Raw genomic sequence first — 16,485 nt, 5'->3', positions numbered from 1 at the left:
ATGGGTGTGACTGAGCCGTCCCGGTGCCCGGGCTGCGACGAACCGTGCGCTGCGGGAGACAACTTCTGCGGGCGGTGCGGCGCCGCCCTCCCGGCGCCCGCCGCGCCGCCGGCGTACGGCGCCCGGCCCGCGCACGGCGCCGGCGCCGTACCTCCCGTGCCGCCCCTGCCGCCGGCGCCGCCCGGACCGGCGGCCGCCTGCGGTGCGGGTCCGGCCGGGCCGCCGCCTCCTCCGGACCCGCAGGCCCGGCTCCCGTACGGGAACGCGGGCACGGTGCCGGTGCCCCCGCCGGTGCCCGCGCCGTCGCCGGTACCGGTGCCGGTGCCGGGCAACGCCCCGCCGCTGCCCGGCCATGCGCCCTCGGTGGCCGGTCCCGCGCCGGTCGCCGACACGCCGCAGCCCGTGGGCCCGCCGCGCGCTCCGCACGCGGTGCCGCCCGTCGACCCGCGCGTCGCCGGATACGAGCCGGGCGCCGACGCGGCGGGCGCGGAGCCCGTCACGGCGGCCGCGGAACCGGGCGCGCCCGGCCCGGCCTCCCGTACACCGGAGGCCGCGCCCGCTCCGCCCGTCGCGCCCGCCACAGCGCCCACCGCCGCGCCCGCCGAGGGCCCCGCAGGTGGCCCCGCACCGGCCGGTGCGCCGTCCGGCACCCCCGCCCACGACACCCCCGCCCACGGCACCGCCCGCTGTGCCGCCTGCCGTTCCGGCTCCGTGGGGCCGGACGGCTACTGCGAGCACTGCGGGCACGCCCGGCCCCGTGAACGCGACCACATGGAACGCGAGTTGGCGGGCATCGCGGCGGTCAGCGACCGGGGCCACCGCCACCACCGCAACGAGGACTTCTTCGCACTCCGCGCCGCCGCGCTCCCCGACGGCACCCCGGCCGTGGTCGCGGTGGTCTGTGACGGCGTCTCCTCGGCGACCCGCCCCGACGAGGCGTCCACGGCGGCGTCCGAGGCCGCCGGCGAGGCGCTGCGGACGTCGCTGCCGCGCGGTACCCACCCTCAGCAGGCCATGCACGAGGCCATCCTGGCGGCCTCCTCGGCCGTCGACGCGCTGGCTCCCGACCCCTCCTCGGCGCATGACGAACACCGCCAGCAGAACGCCCCGGCCTGCACCTTCGTCGGTGCGGTGGTCGGCGGCGGGCTGCTGACCGTCGGCTGGGTCGGCGACAGCCGCGCCTACTGGATCCCCGACGACCGTACGGCGCCGCCCGCCCGGCTCACCGAGGACGACTCCTGGGCCGCCCAGATGGTCGCCAACAACCTGATGTCCGAGGCCGAGGCGAACGCCGACGAGCGGGCGCACGCCATCACCGGCTGGCTCGGCGCGGACGCGTACGAGGTCGAGCCGCACACCGTCACGTTCCAGCCGGACGGGCCCGGTGTCGTGGTGGTGTGCACCGACGGGCTCTGGAACTACGCCGAGTCCGCGGAGCAGATGGCCGCGGTGCTGCCGTACGACGCGCCCAGCAGGCCGCTGGAGAGCGCTCGCACGCTGGTCACCCACGCCCTCGACGGCGGCGGGCACGACAACGTAACGGTGGCACTGGTGCCGTTCCCGGCCCCCGCAGGACGGGCTGGATCGGCCTGAACGGCTCACCACCGCCCCGGTGAAATGCCGGTCCGGAGAGCGGTTCGGATGACGGTGGGGCGCACGGAGGGCGCGACGTACGCGGTACGGCGCGCCCTGTGTCCAAAAACGTGCGATCCCGCACCACGCACCATGCGCAGCACGCACGACGCAGCACGGCCCCGACAGCCCCGATCGACCGGTTACGGCGTCTCAAGGAGCGGAACGGATGGCCCACTTCACCAAGTCCCGTGTGCCGCGCTTCCGTGCCGAGGTGTACCAGAACCCCTACCTGCCCGAAGGCGGGCGCGAGGTGCACGCCATCGTGACGGTCACCGCGACCGGGGGCGGCACGACCGGGGGCCGGCCGGTCCGTCCGGCGGGCACCGGCGGCCCGGACGCCGGAGTGGTGATCATGGTGGACTGCTCCGGGTCGATGGACCATCCGCCGGAGAAGATGCGCGGCGCCCGGGAGGCGACGGCCGCCGCCATCGACACCGTGCGCGACGGTGCCGGCTTCGCGGTGGTGGCCGGAAATCACCGGGCCGCCGAGATCTTCCCCGGCGACGGCAAGCTGGCCGTGGCAGGTGCGGCCACCCGCGCGCGGGCGAAGGAAGCGCTGCGGAAACTGAGCGCGGGCGGCGGTACGGCCATCGGGACCTGGCTGCGGCTGACCGCCCGGCTGCTGTCGGGGGCCGCGGTGGGTGTCCGGCACGCCGTTCTGCTCACCGACGGCCGCAATGAACACGAGTCACCTCAGGAGCTGCGCGCCGCCCTGGACGCCTGTGCCGGCTCCTTCACCTGCGACGCCCGCGGTGTCGGCACGGACTGGGAGGTCAAGGAGGTCACCCGGATCGCCTCGGCGCTGCTCGGCACCGCCGATATCGTCGCCGATCCGGCGCACCTCGCCGCCGACTTCACCCGGCTGATGGAGAGGGCGATGGGCAAGGAGACCGCCGATGTCACCCTGCGGCTGTGGACCCCGCTGGGCGCCGAGACCGTCTTCGTCCGGCAAGTGGCGCCCGCCGTGGCGGACTTGACGGGCCGGCGCCGGGATTCCGGCCCGCGGTCGGGGGACTATCCGACCGGATCCTGGGGTGACGAGTCCCGCGACTACCACCTCTGCCTGCGGGTCCCCGCGGCCGCCGTCGGCCAGGAAATGCTGGCCGGCCGCGTCTCGCTGATCATCTCCGCACCGGACGGCCCCGCCCCGTGCGCCACATCGCCGCGGCGGCTGGCACAGGGGCTCGTACGCGCCGTGTGGACGGACGATGTGACCGCTTCCACAGCGATCGATCCGCAGGTCGCGCACTACACAGGCCAGGCGGAACTGGCATATCTCATCCAGCAGGGACTGGATGCCCGCAAGTCGGGTGATACCGACGGCGCCACGGCGAAATTAGGCCGTGCGGTGCAGCTCGCAGGCGCCTCGGGGCACGGGGAGACTGCGAAACTCCTTGCGAAGGTGGTGGACGTCGTCGATGCGGCGACCGGTACTGTGCGACTGAAGGCGAAGGTCGCCGAGGCGGACGAGATGACTCTCGAGACGCGCTCGACGAAAACCGTTCGCATGAAGAATTAGCCACGATCAGTACCGAGCAGTTCCACCGCAGCACATCGGTACGGAGGGGGAAGAACCGACATGCCGACCTGCCCGAGCGGCCACCAGTCGGTGGCCGAAGACTGGTGCGAGGTGTGCGGCCAGCGGATGGCGGGCGCTGTCCCCCCGCCGCCCTCCTTGCCTGCAGGTTTCCTGAACACGCCGCCCGGCCCGCCGCCCGGGCAGCCCGGTCCGCCCCCCGGCCCGCCCGGCCCTCCGCCGGGACAGGCCGGCCCGCCGCCCGGCGGCCCCGGTCCGGGCCCCGGCTTCGGTGGTCCCGGCGCTCCGGACGGCCAGGGCAGCCAAGGCGGCCAGGGCGGCTACGGCTTCCCGCCCCCCGCACCCGGCCCCGGCGGCCCCGGCACCCAGGGCGGCCAGGACGGCTACGGCTTCCCGCCGCCGGCCCCCGGCCCCGCGGCTCCCGGACCCGTGGCTCCCGGTCCCGGCACCCAGGGCGGCCAGGGAAACCCGGGCGGTCAGGGCGGCTACGGCTTCCCGCCCCCCGCACCGGGCCCCCAGGGCGGACCCGGTCAGCCCGGTCAGCCCGGTCAGCCCGGTCAGCCCGGTCAGCCCGGCCAGTCCGAGACGTGCCCCCAGTGCGGTACCCCGCGTGAGGCGATGGCGCCGTTCTGTGAGGGCTGCCGCTACAACTTCCTCACCAACTCCCCGACGTCCTACGCGCCGCCGCCCACCCAGCAGCCGGGCCCGCAGGGCGGCCAGGGCGGCTATGGCTTTCCGCCGCCCGCCCCCGGCCCCCAGGGCGGCGGCCAGGACGGCTACGGCTTCCCGCCACCGCAGCAGCCCCAGCCCCCGCACGGCATGCCCCCCGGCGGCCCCGGCCAGCCCGGCCCCGGCGGCTTCCCCGACCAGCCCGGCCCCGGCGGTCCCGGTCAGCCCGGCCCCGGCGGCTTCCCCGGCATGCCCGGCCCCGGCCCGGCCGGTCAGCCCGGCCCGCCGCCGCAGCAGCAGGGCGGCGACGACTGGACCCTGAATCCGCCGAGCGCCCAGGCCGGACCCCCGCCGATGGCACCCGCACCGCCCGGACCGGGCCCGCAGGCCCCGTTCGAGCAGCCGTCGCCGTTCCCGGCGCAGCCGCCGGCCCCGTACGAGCAGCAGCAGGCTCCCTTCGAGCAGCAGCCGCCGCAGGCTCCGTTCGAGCAGCAGCAGCCCGGCCCGTACGAGCAGCAGCAGTCCGCGCCGTTCGAGCAGCAGCAGATGCCGCCGCAGCAGCCCGGCCCCGACCAGCAGTGGAACGGCGGCCCCGGCCAGGGGCCCGCAGCACCGCCGCAGGGTCCGCAGCCGGTGGTCGGCAACGGCTGGGTGGTGGCGATCGCGCCGGACCGCGAGTACTTCATGGCGATGATGGGCCGCAGCGGCCCGGAGGCGGCGGGGCTCAACCTGCCCGCGTACTCCCCCGAGCAGGTCCTCCCGCTCGCCAACGGACAGATCGCGGTCGGCCGCCGCCGGAACAGCACCGGTGAGGCCCCGGACATCGATCTGGGCAGCGCGCCGGAGGACCCGGGCGTCTCGCACCAGCACGCGCTGCTGGTGCAGCAGCAGGACGGCAGCTGGGCGGTGGTGGACCAGAACTCCACCAACGGCACGACGCTCAACCTCGCCGAGGACCCCATCCAGCCCTATGTGCCGGTGCCGCTCCATGAGGGCGACCGGGTGCATGTCGGCGCCTGGACGACGCTGACCGTCCGCCGCGGCTGACCCGCGGCGGACCACCGAGCGACCCCGGGGCGTGATCAACCGATCACGCCCCGGCCGCTCTTCCGACCGCGTTCCGGCCGCATTCCGGCAGCTTTTCCCGCCGCGGGCCGGTCGCCGTTCCGGCCGTGACCGGTCTCTCCGTCCTACGACCGAAGTCCTCGGCCGGGGCGTCTGCCACCATGGACGGGTGAACAAGATTCCACGCGGCACGCTCGAGGAGCAGACCTTCTACGAACAGGTCGGTGGCGAGGAGACCTTCCGGCGCCTGGTACACCGCTTCTACCAGGGAGTCGCCGAGGACCCGCTGCTGCGGCCGATGTACCCGGAGGAGGACCTGGGCCCGGCCGAGGAGCGGCTGGCGCTCTTCCTCATGCAGTACTGGGGCGGCCCCCGTACGTACAGCGACGGACGCGGACACCCGCGGCTGCGGATGCGGCACGCCCCCTTCACCGTCGACCGGGCCGCCCACGACGCCTGGCTGCGCCACATGCGGGACGCGGTGGACTCCCTCGACCTGTCCGAGGCGCACGCCACCCAGCTGTGGAACTACCTGACGTACGCGGCCGCCACGATGATCAACACCGCGGACTGACACGGCCGTACGCGTCGGCGCGGGCCGACACGGTCGTACACGGGCCGGCGCGGGCTGACACCTCCGTACGCGCGTCGGCCGTACGCGCGTCGGCGCAAGCCGGTCAGCACCGCCGCGGGTCGGTCAGCGCCGGCGCCGGTCAGCCTTCCGCGCCGCCGCCTCGTTCAGGCAGGCGTCACCGTGAGCCCCGAGAGCCCCGTCAGCCCCTCCGGGCCCCCGGTCCGTACGGCGATCGACCCGTACGGGGTGCTGAGCCGCAGCCAGCCGCCCGCGGACAGCAGGCTCAGCGGCTGGGGCTGCGGTGCGTCGGCGGGGTCGGCGGCGGCGGGGTCAGCGGCTCCGGGAGACGTGCCGCCCCCCACGAGCGCGCCCGCGCGCACCGGGCGCAGGAAGCCCAGCGAGTGCGCGGCATGGGCGGCGCGCAGCGGAAGGTGGGTGTCGCCGAGGGTCCGCGACCAGATCTCCCGGCCGATACGGTCCCGTTCGCCGCGGGTGCGGTGCTGCGGCGGCAACGCCTCGTCCCGGGCCCGGAATTCGGCGACCGCGCCGGCCACCGCACGCACCAGCGCCTCGGGCGCGGGCAGTCCCGGCACCCGCTGCCAGCCGCCGCGCGGCGGCAGCAGCCCGGTCCAGGGCGGGCCGGTGACCGCGGCGGGCACGGTCACCACGCCCGTCGGCTCCTCGATGCCGTCGAGGAGCGCACCGGCCGAGACGGTCGCGTCCACAGCGGTGTGCCCGGCGCCCGGAGCACCGCTCCCGGCGTCCGGTGTGCCGTCCCCGGCCTCCGGGGAACCGTCTGCGGCGAGCCGGGCGGTGCGGATCGCCAGCACCTCGAAGGACGGCGGGCGGCCGAAGACGGCCAGCACCCCGCCGCCGGCCTGGAGGCGTACCGCGGCGGCCTTGTCGTAGTGGATCAGCCGGGCGAGGAAGGCGGCGAGATCCGCCGCCTCCCCCGCGTCGGCCAGGTGCAGCACCGTCATACCGCGACGGTCCCCTTCGGTTGCGGCGTCTGGTGCGAGGCGTCGTCCAGATACTCCTTGAGGATCGCCTTCTCCTCCGCGGTGAGGCGGCGCGGGCGCTCCTCGGTGAAGTTGTACGGGACGACGACGGTCGAGGCGCGCAGGTAGAGCGCGTCCTCGTCCTTGACCTCGTAGCCGACCGTCATCGACGCGGCGCTGATCTTCGTCACCCACAGTTCGACGGTCACCGGGGCGGGCCGGTGCACCAGCGGCCGCACATAGTCGATCTCGTGCCGGGCGACGACCGAGCCGCCCGTGAACGACGGACTGCCGCCCCCCGGCGCCAGGCGGCGCATGAAGTCGATCCGCGCCTCTTCGAGGTAGCGGACGAACACCGCGTTGTTGACATGGCCGAACGCGTCCATGTCGGACCAGCGCAGGGGGCAGGAGTAGAGGTGACGCACGGCGGTCAGCCCCGGGTCAGCTTCTTGTACGTGGCGCGGTGCGGACGGGCCGCGTCCGCACCGAGGCGCTCGACCTTGTTCTTCTCGTACGACTCGAAGTTGCCCTCGAACCAGAACCACTTGGACTCGCCCTCGTACGCCAGGATGTGCGTGGCGACGCGGTCGAGGAACCAGCGGTCGTGGGAGACGACCACGGCGCAGCCCGGGAACTCCAGGAGCGCGTTCTCCAGCGAGGACAGGGTCTCGACGTCGAGGTCGTTGGTCGGCTCGTCGAGGAGCAGCAGGTTGCCGCCCTGCTTGAGGGTGAGCGCGAGGTTGAGGCGGTTGCGCTCACCACCGGAGAGCACCCCGGCCGGCTTCTGCTGGTCCGGGCCCTTGAAGCCGAACGCGGACACATAGGCGCGCGAGGGCATCTCGACCTGGCCGACGTTGATGTAGTCGAGCTCGTCGGAGACCACGGCCCACAGGGTCTTCTTGGGGTCGATGTTCTCGCGGCTCTGGTCGACGTAGGAGATCTTGACGGTCTCGCCGACCTTGATGTCACCGGAGTCCGGGGTCTCCAGGCCCTGGAGCATCTTGAACAGCGTGGTCTTGCCGGCGCCGTTCGGGCCGATGACGCCGACGATGCCGTTACGGGGCAGGGTGAAGCTCAGGTCGTCGATCAGGACCTTCTCGCCGAAGGCCTTGTTGAGCTTGTCGACCTCGACGACGACATTGCCCAGACGCGGGCCCGGCGGGATCTGGATCTCCTCGAAGTCCAGCTTCCGCATCTTGTCGGCCTCGGCGGCCATTTCCTCGTAACGCGCCAGTCGCGACTTGGACTTGGCCTGCCGCCCCTTGGCGTTGGAGCGCACCCACTCCAGCTCGTCCTTGAGGCGCTTGGCGCGCTTGGCGTCCTTCTGGCCCTCGACCTTGAGGCGCGAGGCCTTCTTGTCGAGGTACGTGGAGTAGTTGCCCTCGTAGGGGTGCAGGCGGCCGCGGTCGACCTCGCAGATCCACTCGGCGACGTGGTCGAGGAAGTACCGGTCGTGGGTGACGGCGACGACGGTGCCGGGGTACTTGGCGAGGTGCTGCTCCAGCCACTGCACGGACTCGGCGTCCAGGTGGTTGGTGGGCTCGTCGAGGAGCAGCAGGTCGGGGGCCTCCAGCAGCAGCTTGCAGAGCGCGACGCGGCGCTTCTCACCACCGGAGAGGTTGGTGACCGGCCAGTCGCCGGGCGGGCAGCCGAGCGCGTCCATGGCCTGCTCGAGCTGGGTGTCCAGGTCCCACGCGTTGGCGTGGTCAAGGTCCTCCTGGAGCTTGCCCATCTCCTCCATCAGCGCGTCGGAGTAGTCGGTCGCCATCAGCTCGGCGACCTCGTTGAAGCGGTGGAGCTTGCCCATGATCTCGGCGGCGCCGTCCTGCACGTTCTGCAGCACCGTCTTGGACTCGTCCAGCGGCGGCTCCTGCAGGAGCATGCCGACGGTGTAGCCCGGGGAGAGGAACGCGTCACCGTTCGACGGCTGCTCAAGACCGGCCATGATCTTCAGCACCGTGGACTTACCGGCGCCGTTGGGACCCACGACACCGATCTTTGCGCCCGGCAGGAAGCTCAGCGTCACGTCATCGAGGATGACCTTGTCGCCGTGCGCCTTGCGCGCCTTGCGCATCGTGTAGATGTACTCAGCCAAGAGAAACCGTCCGGCAGAATTGGATGGATCAGGGTCTGTGCGGCACCGCCCCAGGGCCGTCATACGCCGTGACCATGGGAAGGGCAGATACACCCATCTTGCCGTACGCCTGTGCTCTGGCGGAAACGAGTAGGTCAGAGCGCCCCTGCTCAGCGCCGACCCGCTACGAGACGGTGTCCGCCCGGTTGCCCTCTGTCAGGGTTCTGCCGGCGTTGATCGCTGTTGAGCGCCGTGTGCCGAGCTTTTCCGCCGAGTCCTGCGCGGCGAGCCTTTCCGCTGTGCCCGGCGTCCGCACCCCGGGCCGCGCTTCCCTGCGGCAGGAGCGGGAGGAAGCGGCCCGGCGCCCCGGACGCGGAAGGCCCCGGAGCGCCGTTGCGCTCCGGGGCCTTCCTGCCGACCGGCCGGCGGCCGCTCGCTCACCCTGAGGTAACCGAGCGGCCGCCGGTGATCGCTGCTCACCGGCTCTCACCGGCTCCGTCAGGTACCACCGGACGCCGGGTCACCGCGTCCCTGGCGTCACTGAGCCGGGGTGCCGGTCTTCTTCTTGCGGAGGAAGAACACCGCGGCGCCGCCGACCACGACGAGGACGACCGCGACGCCCGCGATCATCGGGGTGGCGTTGCTGGAACCGGTCTCGGCGAGGTCGCCGCCCTTGTCGCCGCCCGTGCTGCCGCCGACCGAGGCCGGGCTGGGCTGCGAGGAGGGCTTGCCGCCGCCGCTGCCGGCGGTCTTGCAGTCCAGGACCCCGGAGAAGGACTTCTTGAAGCCGCCCTCACCCTTGATCGTGATGTTGTACGGCTGGTCCTCGGACACCGGGACCGTCACGGTCTGCGACTTGCCCGGGGCGATCTCGTAGTTCTTGCCGGAGAGCTGGAAGCGGAAGGCCTCATCGCCCTTGTTGGCCGCCGTGACGTCCACGCCGCCCTTGGCACAGTTCTTCTCGGCGGTGATCGCCGGGATGGCGCCCTGCTTCTTCCAGGAGACCGTGGCGGCCGCGGAGACCGTGGACTCGCTGGAACCGGCCAGGATCTGGGTCTGGCTCTTGGCGTGCTCACCGATGCCGGTGAAGGCACGGCCGACCGGGACCTTGGTCGCGGCCTGCGCGGTCAGCGAGGTGCTGCCGTCGGCGGCGCCCTTGGGCACGTCGAAGAACAGCTGGGTGCCATCGGTCGCGCTGGTGACCGGCTTGCCGTCCTTGCCGACGACCTTCACACCGGCCGGCACACCCGCGGCGGGCGAGATCGTGACGCTGTCGGCGTTGGTGTGCACGGTGACCGGGCCGAGCTTGCTGCCGGACTTGCCGGAGACCGCCGGCGGGTCCAGGGTCAGCGACGCCTTGGGCTCGCCGACGTTCTGTGCGCTCTTCTCGAGGTAGTCGGCAAGCTTCTCGGCCGCCGGGTCGACCGCGTCCACCTTGGCGTGGTCGGAGAAGCGCCAGATCGCGACCTGGGTGCCGGCCGCGGCGGTCTTCTCGGTGAGGTTGCCGGCGCCGGCCTTGGAGGCGAGCGTGGCCAGGTCGTTCACCTGCGGGTACGAGTTCTGCAGGATCCAGCGGATCTTGCCCGCGTCCCCGTTGTTGTGCAGCGACGAGGCGCTCCAGGGCACTTCCTGGTACTTCGCCTGCTGCTGCGTCGGGTTGTGGATGTCGATGCAGTACGTCTGGAGCGTGCCGCCGTTGTCGACCGCCATCTCGAAGAGGCCCGCGCCCACGCGCTGGTCCCCTCCGTCGTTGTGCACGACCGCCTGGTCGAAGGTCTTCAGACCGCCGAGCGTGGCGGTGGCACCCCCGTGCGTGGGGGTCGTGTCATCCGCCGCGGCAGTGCCCGCGGTGGCTATCGCACCCGCCGCGACCAGGCCCGAGGCCACGACCGCGGCGGCAAGGCGAGCTGCGCCCCGCCTCTTCATCGAAAGCATGAATTTCCCCTCTGGGCGAGGCGGTCGAGTGGGAGAGGATGCCTCGCCGGAAAGATCCCAAAGAACTCAACAGCCGAACACGTCAGCCCCCGTGAGTACTCGTCGGATCTTATGGAGCAGGCGCATCAGGGTCCCCAGTAATGGCATCCCATAAGCGATCCGAATCGCAATCGTTACCGACAACGGGCACCCTGGCCTGTCATTATCGACAAATCCCCGTAACTTTTCGGTATATAGCGACCTTCTCGGGTGAAAGGGTCGGGGTCGAGACCGGCGGAACGGCCGCTTCCAGTGGTTCGGACGGAGGCGAATTCGCTGCGGCAGCCCGTCTCTTGGCGGGTGCCTGCCGCGCGGCAGGCGGCCGGCGCTCGGCAGGTGACTGCCTTCTGACGGATTGCTTTGCGAGTGCAGGCGTCTTGGCGGGCGCCGGTCTCGTGGCGGGCGCCGGTCCCGTGGCGGGTTCCGTTGCGAGTGCCGGTTTCTCGGCGGGCGTTTGTGCGTCGGCCTGCGCCGGCGCCTCTCCGGCCACCGGTCCTTCCCCGGCCGCCGGCGGCTCCCCCTCTGTCGATTCCATCGATTCCGTCGGTTCCGTTGGTTCCGTTGGTTCAGTCGGTGACCCGGCGGCGCCCGGTGGCGTCCGGCCAGCGGACAACATCCCTTCCTCGGGCTCTTGTTGCCCGGGAGACTCCTGCCGCGACGAGGGCGGGAGGTGCGGTGCGGATGACGGGGCCGGTCCGTGGTCGGCGTCCGTACGCGGCGGCCGGACGACCCTCCGGAAGGCGGCGGTGCCGCGGGCGAGATCGTGGCCGATCGCCACGGCGTCGACCTCCGCCGAGAACCAGCGCTGCCCGCCCCGTTCGGGCGGCTGCTCCCCTTCCCGCAACCGCAACCGCCCCTGGACGACGAGTGGTTCCCCCACCGCCACCGACGCCGCGACGTTGTCGGCGAGCGCCCGCCACGACCGGACCGTGTAGAAACTCGTCCCCCCGTCGGTCCAGCGCTCCTGCGCCCTGTCCCACCGACGGGAGGTCGCCGCCAGCCGGAACCTCGCCACCGACACACCCGCCGTCGTCTGCCGGTGCTCCACCGCCGTTGCGGCATTCCCCACCAGCGTCACCATCGTGTCGTTCACGGAACACGCCTCCCCCGCCTCCTGCGCTCGCTCCCGTCATGTGCCGCTCGCGCTGCGTTGACCTCATGCTGCACGGATTCGGCGGGCGCCGCGGCGGCCTGTGGACCACCGGCCGGCTGTGGACAACTCGGCCACCCGGGAGAGGGAATCCGCCGTCCCGGCCCACAGCCCCGCACCCCCTGTCGCGCGCCGATGCCAACCGTCAGACGCCGCCAGGCACCGCCACAAGGCACCGCCACGAAGGCACCGCCACGAGGCAACAGCCGTCAGGCACACAGGCGCGGCCGGCGGCAGCGCAACACTCCTCACACCCCCACCATCAGGCGCCCGACGCCACCGCGTACTGCTCCCGCACCTCGCGATAGCGCAACAGCTCGGCGGCGACCGGCTCCAGGACTCGCGCCCGTCCGCATCCGGCCGCCGCACTCCGCAGCCGCCGCTCGGCGTCCTGCCCGTAACGCCTGGCCGGGCCGCGTGCCACCACCCGGCACAGCCACGCCAGCGCCGGCCCGCCCACCGAGCCGAGAAGCGCGGGCAGCAGCCCGGAGACCCAAGCCGTCGCACCGCCCGCCCCCGTGACGGCGCCCAGCAGCCACAGCACACCGACGACTTGGAGTACGGACAGCAGCCCCTGCAACGAGGCGGCAACCTTCCACCATCGCGGTTTCACTCCCGGCCCGCCCCGCAGCGACTCCTCGGCATCCGCCGCCACCTTGTCCAATGCCTCCGGCAGCCCGTACGCCCCCCGGTCCGCCGCCTCCCGCACCGCCTGGGCCCAGGGCGCCGGCAGTCCATGCGCCGCCTCAGCAGCCACCGTGCGGACGGCCTGCTCCACCACGGGCCGTGCCGCAGCCCGGCCGTCCACCGCCGACTCCACTGCCTCACGGGCCGCGCCACCGGCCGCAGGCAGCTCACCGGACGCCCTCTGCCGCCCCGCACCCGTGCGCCCCGCCTCCGCCCGACCGGCGCCCGTGAGCCCTCCCCCGATTCCCCCTGCGCCCGTTGTCCCGCCCCCGGAGCCCCGGAGCCCCCACCGGATCCCGTAGCTCCCCCGCCACCCCCGCATCCGCGCCCACGGTGACCCGCACGCGCGCTCCGCGTACCGCAGCCAGTCCCGTTCCGCCGCGCGTCCGGTGGCCACCGCCCCGACCGCCTCCGCCAGCCGGTCGTCGAACTCCGCACGGGCCTGCTCGGTCAGCCCGACCCGGCTCTGTGCCGCATATACGGACCGCAACCGCTCGGCGGCCGCATCCACATCCGCCGCCAGCCGCCGGTCGGCCGCTCCCCGCTCCGCGACGAACTGGCCCAGTGACTCCCGCAGTTCACCCACCCCCCTGCCGGTCGCGGCGGACAGTGCCAGCACCGCCGCCCCGGGCTCCCCGTGTTCGCCGAGGGCCAGCCCGTCCTCGTCCAGCAGCCTGCGCAGATCGTCCACCACCTGGTCGGCGGCGTCCCCGGGCAGCCGGTCCACCTGGTTGAGGACGACGAACATGACCTCGGCGTAGCCCGCCAACGGCCGCAGGTAGCGCTCGTGCAGCACCGCATCCGCGTACTTCTCCGGATCCACCACCCAGATCACCGCGTCCACCAGCTCCAGCATCCGGTCCACCTGAGCGCGGTGCTCGGTGGCCGAGGAGTCGTGGTCGGGCAGGTCGATCAGGATGAGCCCGTGCAGCTCGGAGCTGCCGTCCGCCGGTGCGTGCCGCCGGTGCGCGGGCACGCCCAGCCGGTGCAGCAGCCCTTCCGCGCCCGACCGGCTGCCCGGCCAGACACAGGCCACCGGCTCCGCGGTCGTCGGCCGCCGCGGCCCGACCTGGGAACGGTTCGCCCCGGCCAGCGCATTGAAGAGCGACGACTTACCGCTGCCGGTCGCCCCCGCGATGGCGACGACGGTGTGCTCGCCGGACAGCCGGTAGCGCTCGTCCGCCGTCTCCAGCACCCGCCCCGCGCCCTCCAGCGCCCGCCCGTCCAGCCGGGACCGGGACAGCGCGATCAACTCCCGCAAGGCATCCAGCCGCCCGCGCAGCCCGCCCCCGACGGCCCGTCGCCCACCGCCCGCCACCCACCGGCAGGCGCCCACGCCCCCACCCTCCACACCCGCCGGCGAACGCGGCTGCACCCGCGCGTCACCACGGTCGTCACCACGGCGGTCACCACGCGCCTCGGCACGGTACGCGGTACGTGACTCGGCATACGGCGCGCCAAACGCCCGCACGCCTGACGCACCATGGCTCCCACCCGACGACGCCACCCCCACGGGCGTCTCCGCCCGCTCCGCGCTCCCCGCCTGCCGCCCCAGCGGCCTGGGCACCCCCACATCCCGCGCCCGCCGCGCAATCAACCCGTCATCCCACGCCCCACCCACCACCGCCGCCCGCACCACCGGCTCCGCCGCCACGCAGGTCTCCCGCTCCCCGCCCCCATCCGGCTCCCGGCCCTCCACAGCCCCCACGGGCTCCACCAACGCGCCGCCCCCTTCAGCCCCTTCAAGCCCTTCATCCCCTCCGAGCCCTTCAGAACCTTCAGCCCCCATCTCCACAGACGTCGCCCCCTCCCCCGAAGCCGCACCCTGCCCCGCCCTCTCCTCGGCCTCCCCGTCCCCCGTCTCCCGCCTCTTCCCGGGCCTCTCCCCGGAACCGACCGCCGCCTCGGAATCACTCACCCCGACACCTCCTCCTTCTCCATCTCCCTCTCCATCCCCTTCTCCCTCGCCCTCTCCCGCTCGTCCTCGTCCCGCGCCCGCTTCTGCCTCTCCGGCTCCTCCTGCCGCTCCCTCTGCACCACGGACAGCGCGGCGATCAGCTCCGCCTGCTGGTCCAGCGGCACGGTCAGCTGGTCCAGCGGTGCCAGCCGCCGCTCGCGCTCGCCGTCCAGAGCCCGCTCCACGTACGTGGCCAGGAGCCGGGCACCGCGGTCGCAGAGCCGCAGCGCGGTCTGGGCCCCCAAGAGATCGGCCAGGTTCTCGCCCGCTGTACGGGCCCGCCGGCCGCCGAGCAGGGCGGCGGCCAACAGCGCCGCCGATTCCTCCGGCTCCACCGACCCGGCCCGTTCACCGGCCTGCCCGGCACGCGCCTCACGGGTCTCCTCCTCGGCCAGCTCCTCCAGGCAGCGCCGCCAGCGCCGGACGATCACGCCGAGCCGTCCGCCCGCGCCCGTCGCGCCCGCGGCGGCCGACATCGAGATCTCGGCGGCCGCGGGATCCTGCCGCCAGGCACTCGCGGACCGCTCGTCGGCCTCCTCGACGGCGCAGGTCAGCAGCGAGGCCAGCCCGTCGGTCAGTGCGTCGAGCAGTTCGTCCGGCCGGCGGCCCGGCCCATGGTCACGCCAGTGGGCCCGGGCGTCCCCGGACAGCACCTCTCCGGCCGCGACCTCCTGCCGTACCCGCTCCGCGGCCCGCTCGTACGCCTCCTCGACGCGGCCGGCCAGCCGCAGCGCAGCGGCGTGCTGAGCGGCGGCGGCCCCGGCGAGCGCGGGCAGCCGGCTGCGCAGCGAGGCGATCACCCCGGCGGCCGTGCGGTCCGCCGCGGCGGTGCGGGCCACGGGGTCCTGGGCATGCCGCTCCAGCCAGCCCCGCAGCGCCGCCACGGCCGTGGCGGGCAGCAGGCCACTCCCGCCGCCGGCCGATTCGGGCAGCTCGGGAATGGTGAACCGCGGGACATGGCCGAGCCCGGCCCGCTGGAGAAGGTCCGCGTACCGCCCGGAAATATCCGTGGCGATCTGATGCGGCACCCGGTCCAGCACGGTCACCAGCGTGACGTCGTACTCCTTGGCCGTACGCAGCAGATGCCAGGGCACCGCATCCGCGTACCGGGCGGCCGTGGTGACCAGCACCCACACATCCGCCGCGCAGATCAGCTCGGCGGCCAGTTCCCGGTTGCGCGCGACCAGCGAATCGATGTCCGGGGCGTCCAGCAACGCAAGTCCGCTGGGCAAGGCCCGATCCGTCTCGATCCGCACCGTGAACAGCCCCGCCTCGCCCCCACCTCCCGTCGCAGCCTCACCGGGTTCCCCACCCGGCCCTGCGCCCCTGACACTCCCCACGCCCTCGTACGCCCCACCGTCGTACCCCCCGCCCCCGTACGCCCCACCGTCTCCGCCCCCATAGCCACCACCGGCGCCACACACGGCCGCGCCGCCACCGGCTCCCCGCCCGTCACCCACGTAGCCATAGCCTCCGGGCACTCCGGTCGCTCTGCCGACGCCGCCGACTCCGCCCGCACCGTGCACCCCGTAGTGGCCCGGCCCCAGGCCGTCACCACCCGCCGGGTACTCGTCCTCACCGCCGTCGTCCTGCTCAGGAACCCACACCCGGGCGAGCTGCGGCAGGACTCGCGGCCCGGCGAACCAATGGAGATCATCGGGATGACAGACCAGCACCGGCGTACGCGTCGTCGGCCGCAGCACCCCCGCCTCCGAGACCCGCCGCCCCACCAGCGAATTCACCAGGGTGGACTTGCCCGCCCCGGTCGATCCGCCGATCACCGCGAGCAGCGGGGCCTGAGGGGAACGCAAGCGGGGAATCACATAGTCATCGAGCTGGGCCAGCAGCTCGGCCCGGTTGCGCCGGGCCCGGGCAGCACCCCGAAGTGGCAGTGGAAAGCGTGCGGCGTCGACGCGGTTGCGCAGAACGGACAGTGCGTCGATCAGCCGGGGTCGTACGTCCAAGGTCGCCACATGTGCAGAATGCCCAATTTCGTTGGGTTTTTGAAGCGTATAACCCCTTGTGCGCGCCGCAAGAACCCCCACAGAACGGGATGAGTGACGCATGGGACGTTCGCGACAAGCGAGGCACAGGCATAACGAGTGCACAACACCCGCCGCACGGGACGCCAAAAGCGATGCAGGATTCGTACCTGCCTGCGATTA

The 16,485-nt window shown here is 73.4% G+C and carries 10 protein-coding genes and 1 pseudogene; 4 read left to right on the top strand and 7 right to left on the bottom strand.

Annotated elements, in window-relative coordinates:
• The 4 genes from ABZ851_RS05790 to ABZ851_RS05775 all read left to right on the top strand — a co-directional run bounded on the left by ABZ851_RS05790 (position 1) and on the right by ABZ851_RS05775 (position 5,480).
• A complete protein-coding gene (locus ABZ851_RS05790; protein WP_361122654.1) occupies positions 1-1,593 on the top strand; it encodes a PP2C family serine/threonine-protein phosphatase in 1,593 nt (530 codons plus the stop codon).
• A gap of 208 nt (positions 1,594-1,801) precedes the next feature.
• On the top strand, positions 1,802-3,154 hold the full coding sequence (locus ABZ851_RS05785; protein WP_361122651.1) for a VWA domain-containing protein: 1,353 nt from the start codon (positions 1,802-1,804) through the stop codon (positions 3,152-3,154).
• 60 nt (positions 3,155-3,214) lie between these two features.
• Positions 3,215-4,888: an FHA domain-containing protein gene (locus ABZ851_RS05780; protein ID WP_361122648.1), complete on the top strand. Its 1,674-nt coding sequence runs from the start codon at positions 3,215-3,217 to the stop codon at positions 4,886-4,888.
• 187 nt (positions 4,889-5,075) lie between these two features.
• Entirely contained in the window at positions 5,076-5,480 is a 405-nt protein-coding gene (locus ABZ851_RS05775) for a globin (RefSeq protein WP_088797690.1), read from the top strand.
• A gap of 164 nt (positions 5,481-5,644) precedes the next feature.
• Here the strand turns inward: ABZ851_RS05775 and ABZ851_RS05770 are convergent, their stop codons facing one another.
• The 7 genes and pseudogenes from ABZ851_RS05770 to ABZ851_RS05740 form a co-directional block, all read right to left on the bottom strand.
• Complete coding sequence (locus tag ABZ851_RS05770; RefSeq protein ID WP_361122645.1) at positions 5,645-6,460, bottom strand: hypothetical protein; 816 nt, start codon at positions 6,458-6,460, stop codon at positions 5,645-5,647.
• A complete protein-coding gene (locus ABZ851_RS05765; protein WP_361122642.1) occupies positions 6,457-6,903 on the bottom strand; it encodes a thioesterase family protein in 447 nt (148 codons plus the stop codon). The genes ABZ851_RS05770 and ABZ851_RS05765 overlap by 4 nt, the downstream gene beginning before the upstream one ends.
• A gap of 5 nt (positions 6,904-6,908) precedes the next feature.
• Positions 6,909-8,573 (bottom strand): energy-dependent translational throttle protein EttA, encoded by a 1,665-nt coding sequence (gene ettA / locus ABZ851_RS05760; protein WP_361122639.1) that lies wholly within the window; start codon positions 8,571-8,573, stop codon positions 6,909-6,911.
• Between the two features lie 516 nt (positions 8,574-9,089).
• Positions 9,090-10,487, bottom strand: coding sequence for an LAETG motif-containing sortase-dependent surface protein (locus ABZ851_RS05755; RefSeq protein ID WP_088797694.1), 1,398 nt, complete (start codon positions 10,485-10,487; stop codon positions 9,090-9,092).
• A 766-nt stretch (positions 10,488-11,253) separates the two neighbouring features.
• Positions 11,254-11,619 (bottom strand): annotated as a pseudogene (locus ABZ851_RS05750) (single-stranded DNA-binding protein); the annotation flags it as partial.
• A 319-nt stretch (positions 11,620-11,938) separates the two neighbouring features.
• Positions 11,939-13,699 carry a GTPase gene (locus tag ABZ851_RS05745; protein ID WP_361122636.1) on the bottom strand — a complete coding sequence of 587 codons (1,761 nt, stop codon included), beginning with the start codon at positions 13,697-13,699 and terminating at the stop codon, positions 11,939-11,941.
• 578 nt (positions 13,700-14,277) lie between these two features.
• Positions 14,278-16,293, bottom strand: coding sequence for an ATP-binding protein (locus ABZ851_RS05740; RefSeq protein ID WP_361122633.1), 2,016 nt, complete (start codon positions 16,291-16,293; stop codon positions 14,278-14,280).
• Positions 16,294-16,485: the final 192 nt, after the last annotated feature.

This window comes from Streptomyces sp. NPDC047049 (assembly GCF_040643995.1).
Classification (GTDB): domain Bacteria; phylum Actinomycetota; class Actinomycetes; order Streptomycetales; family Streptomycetaceae; genus Streptomyces; species Streptomyces mooreae.
This window is presented reverse-complemented; position numbering and strand designations above follow the sequence as displayed.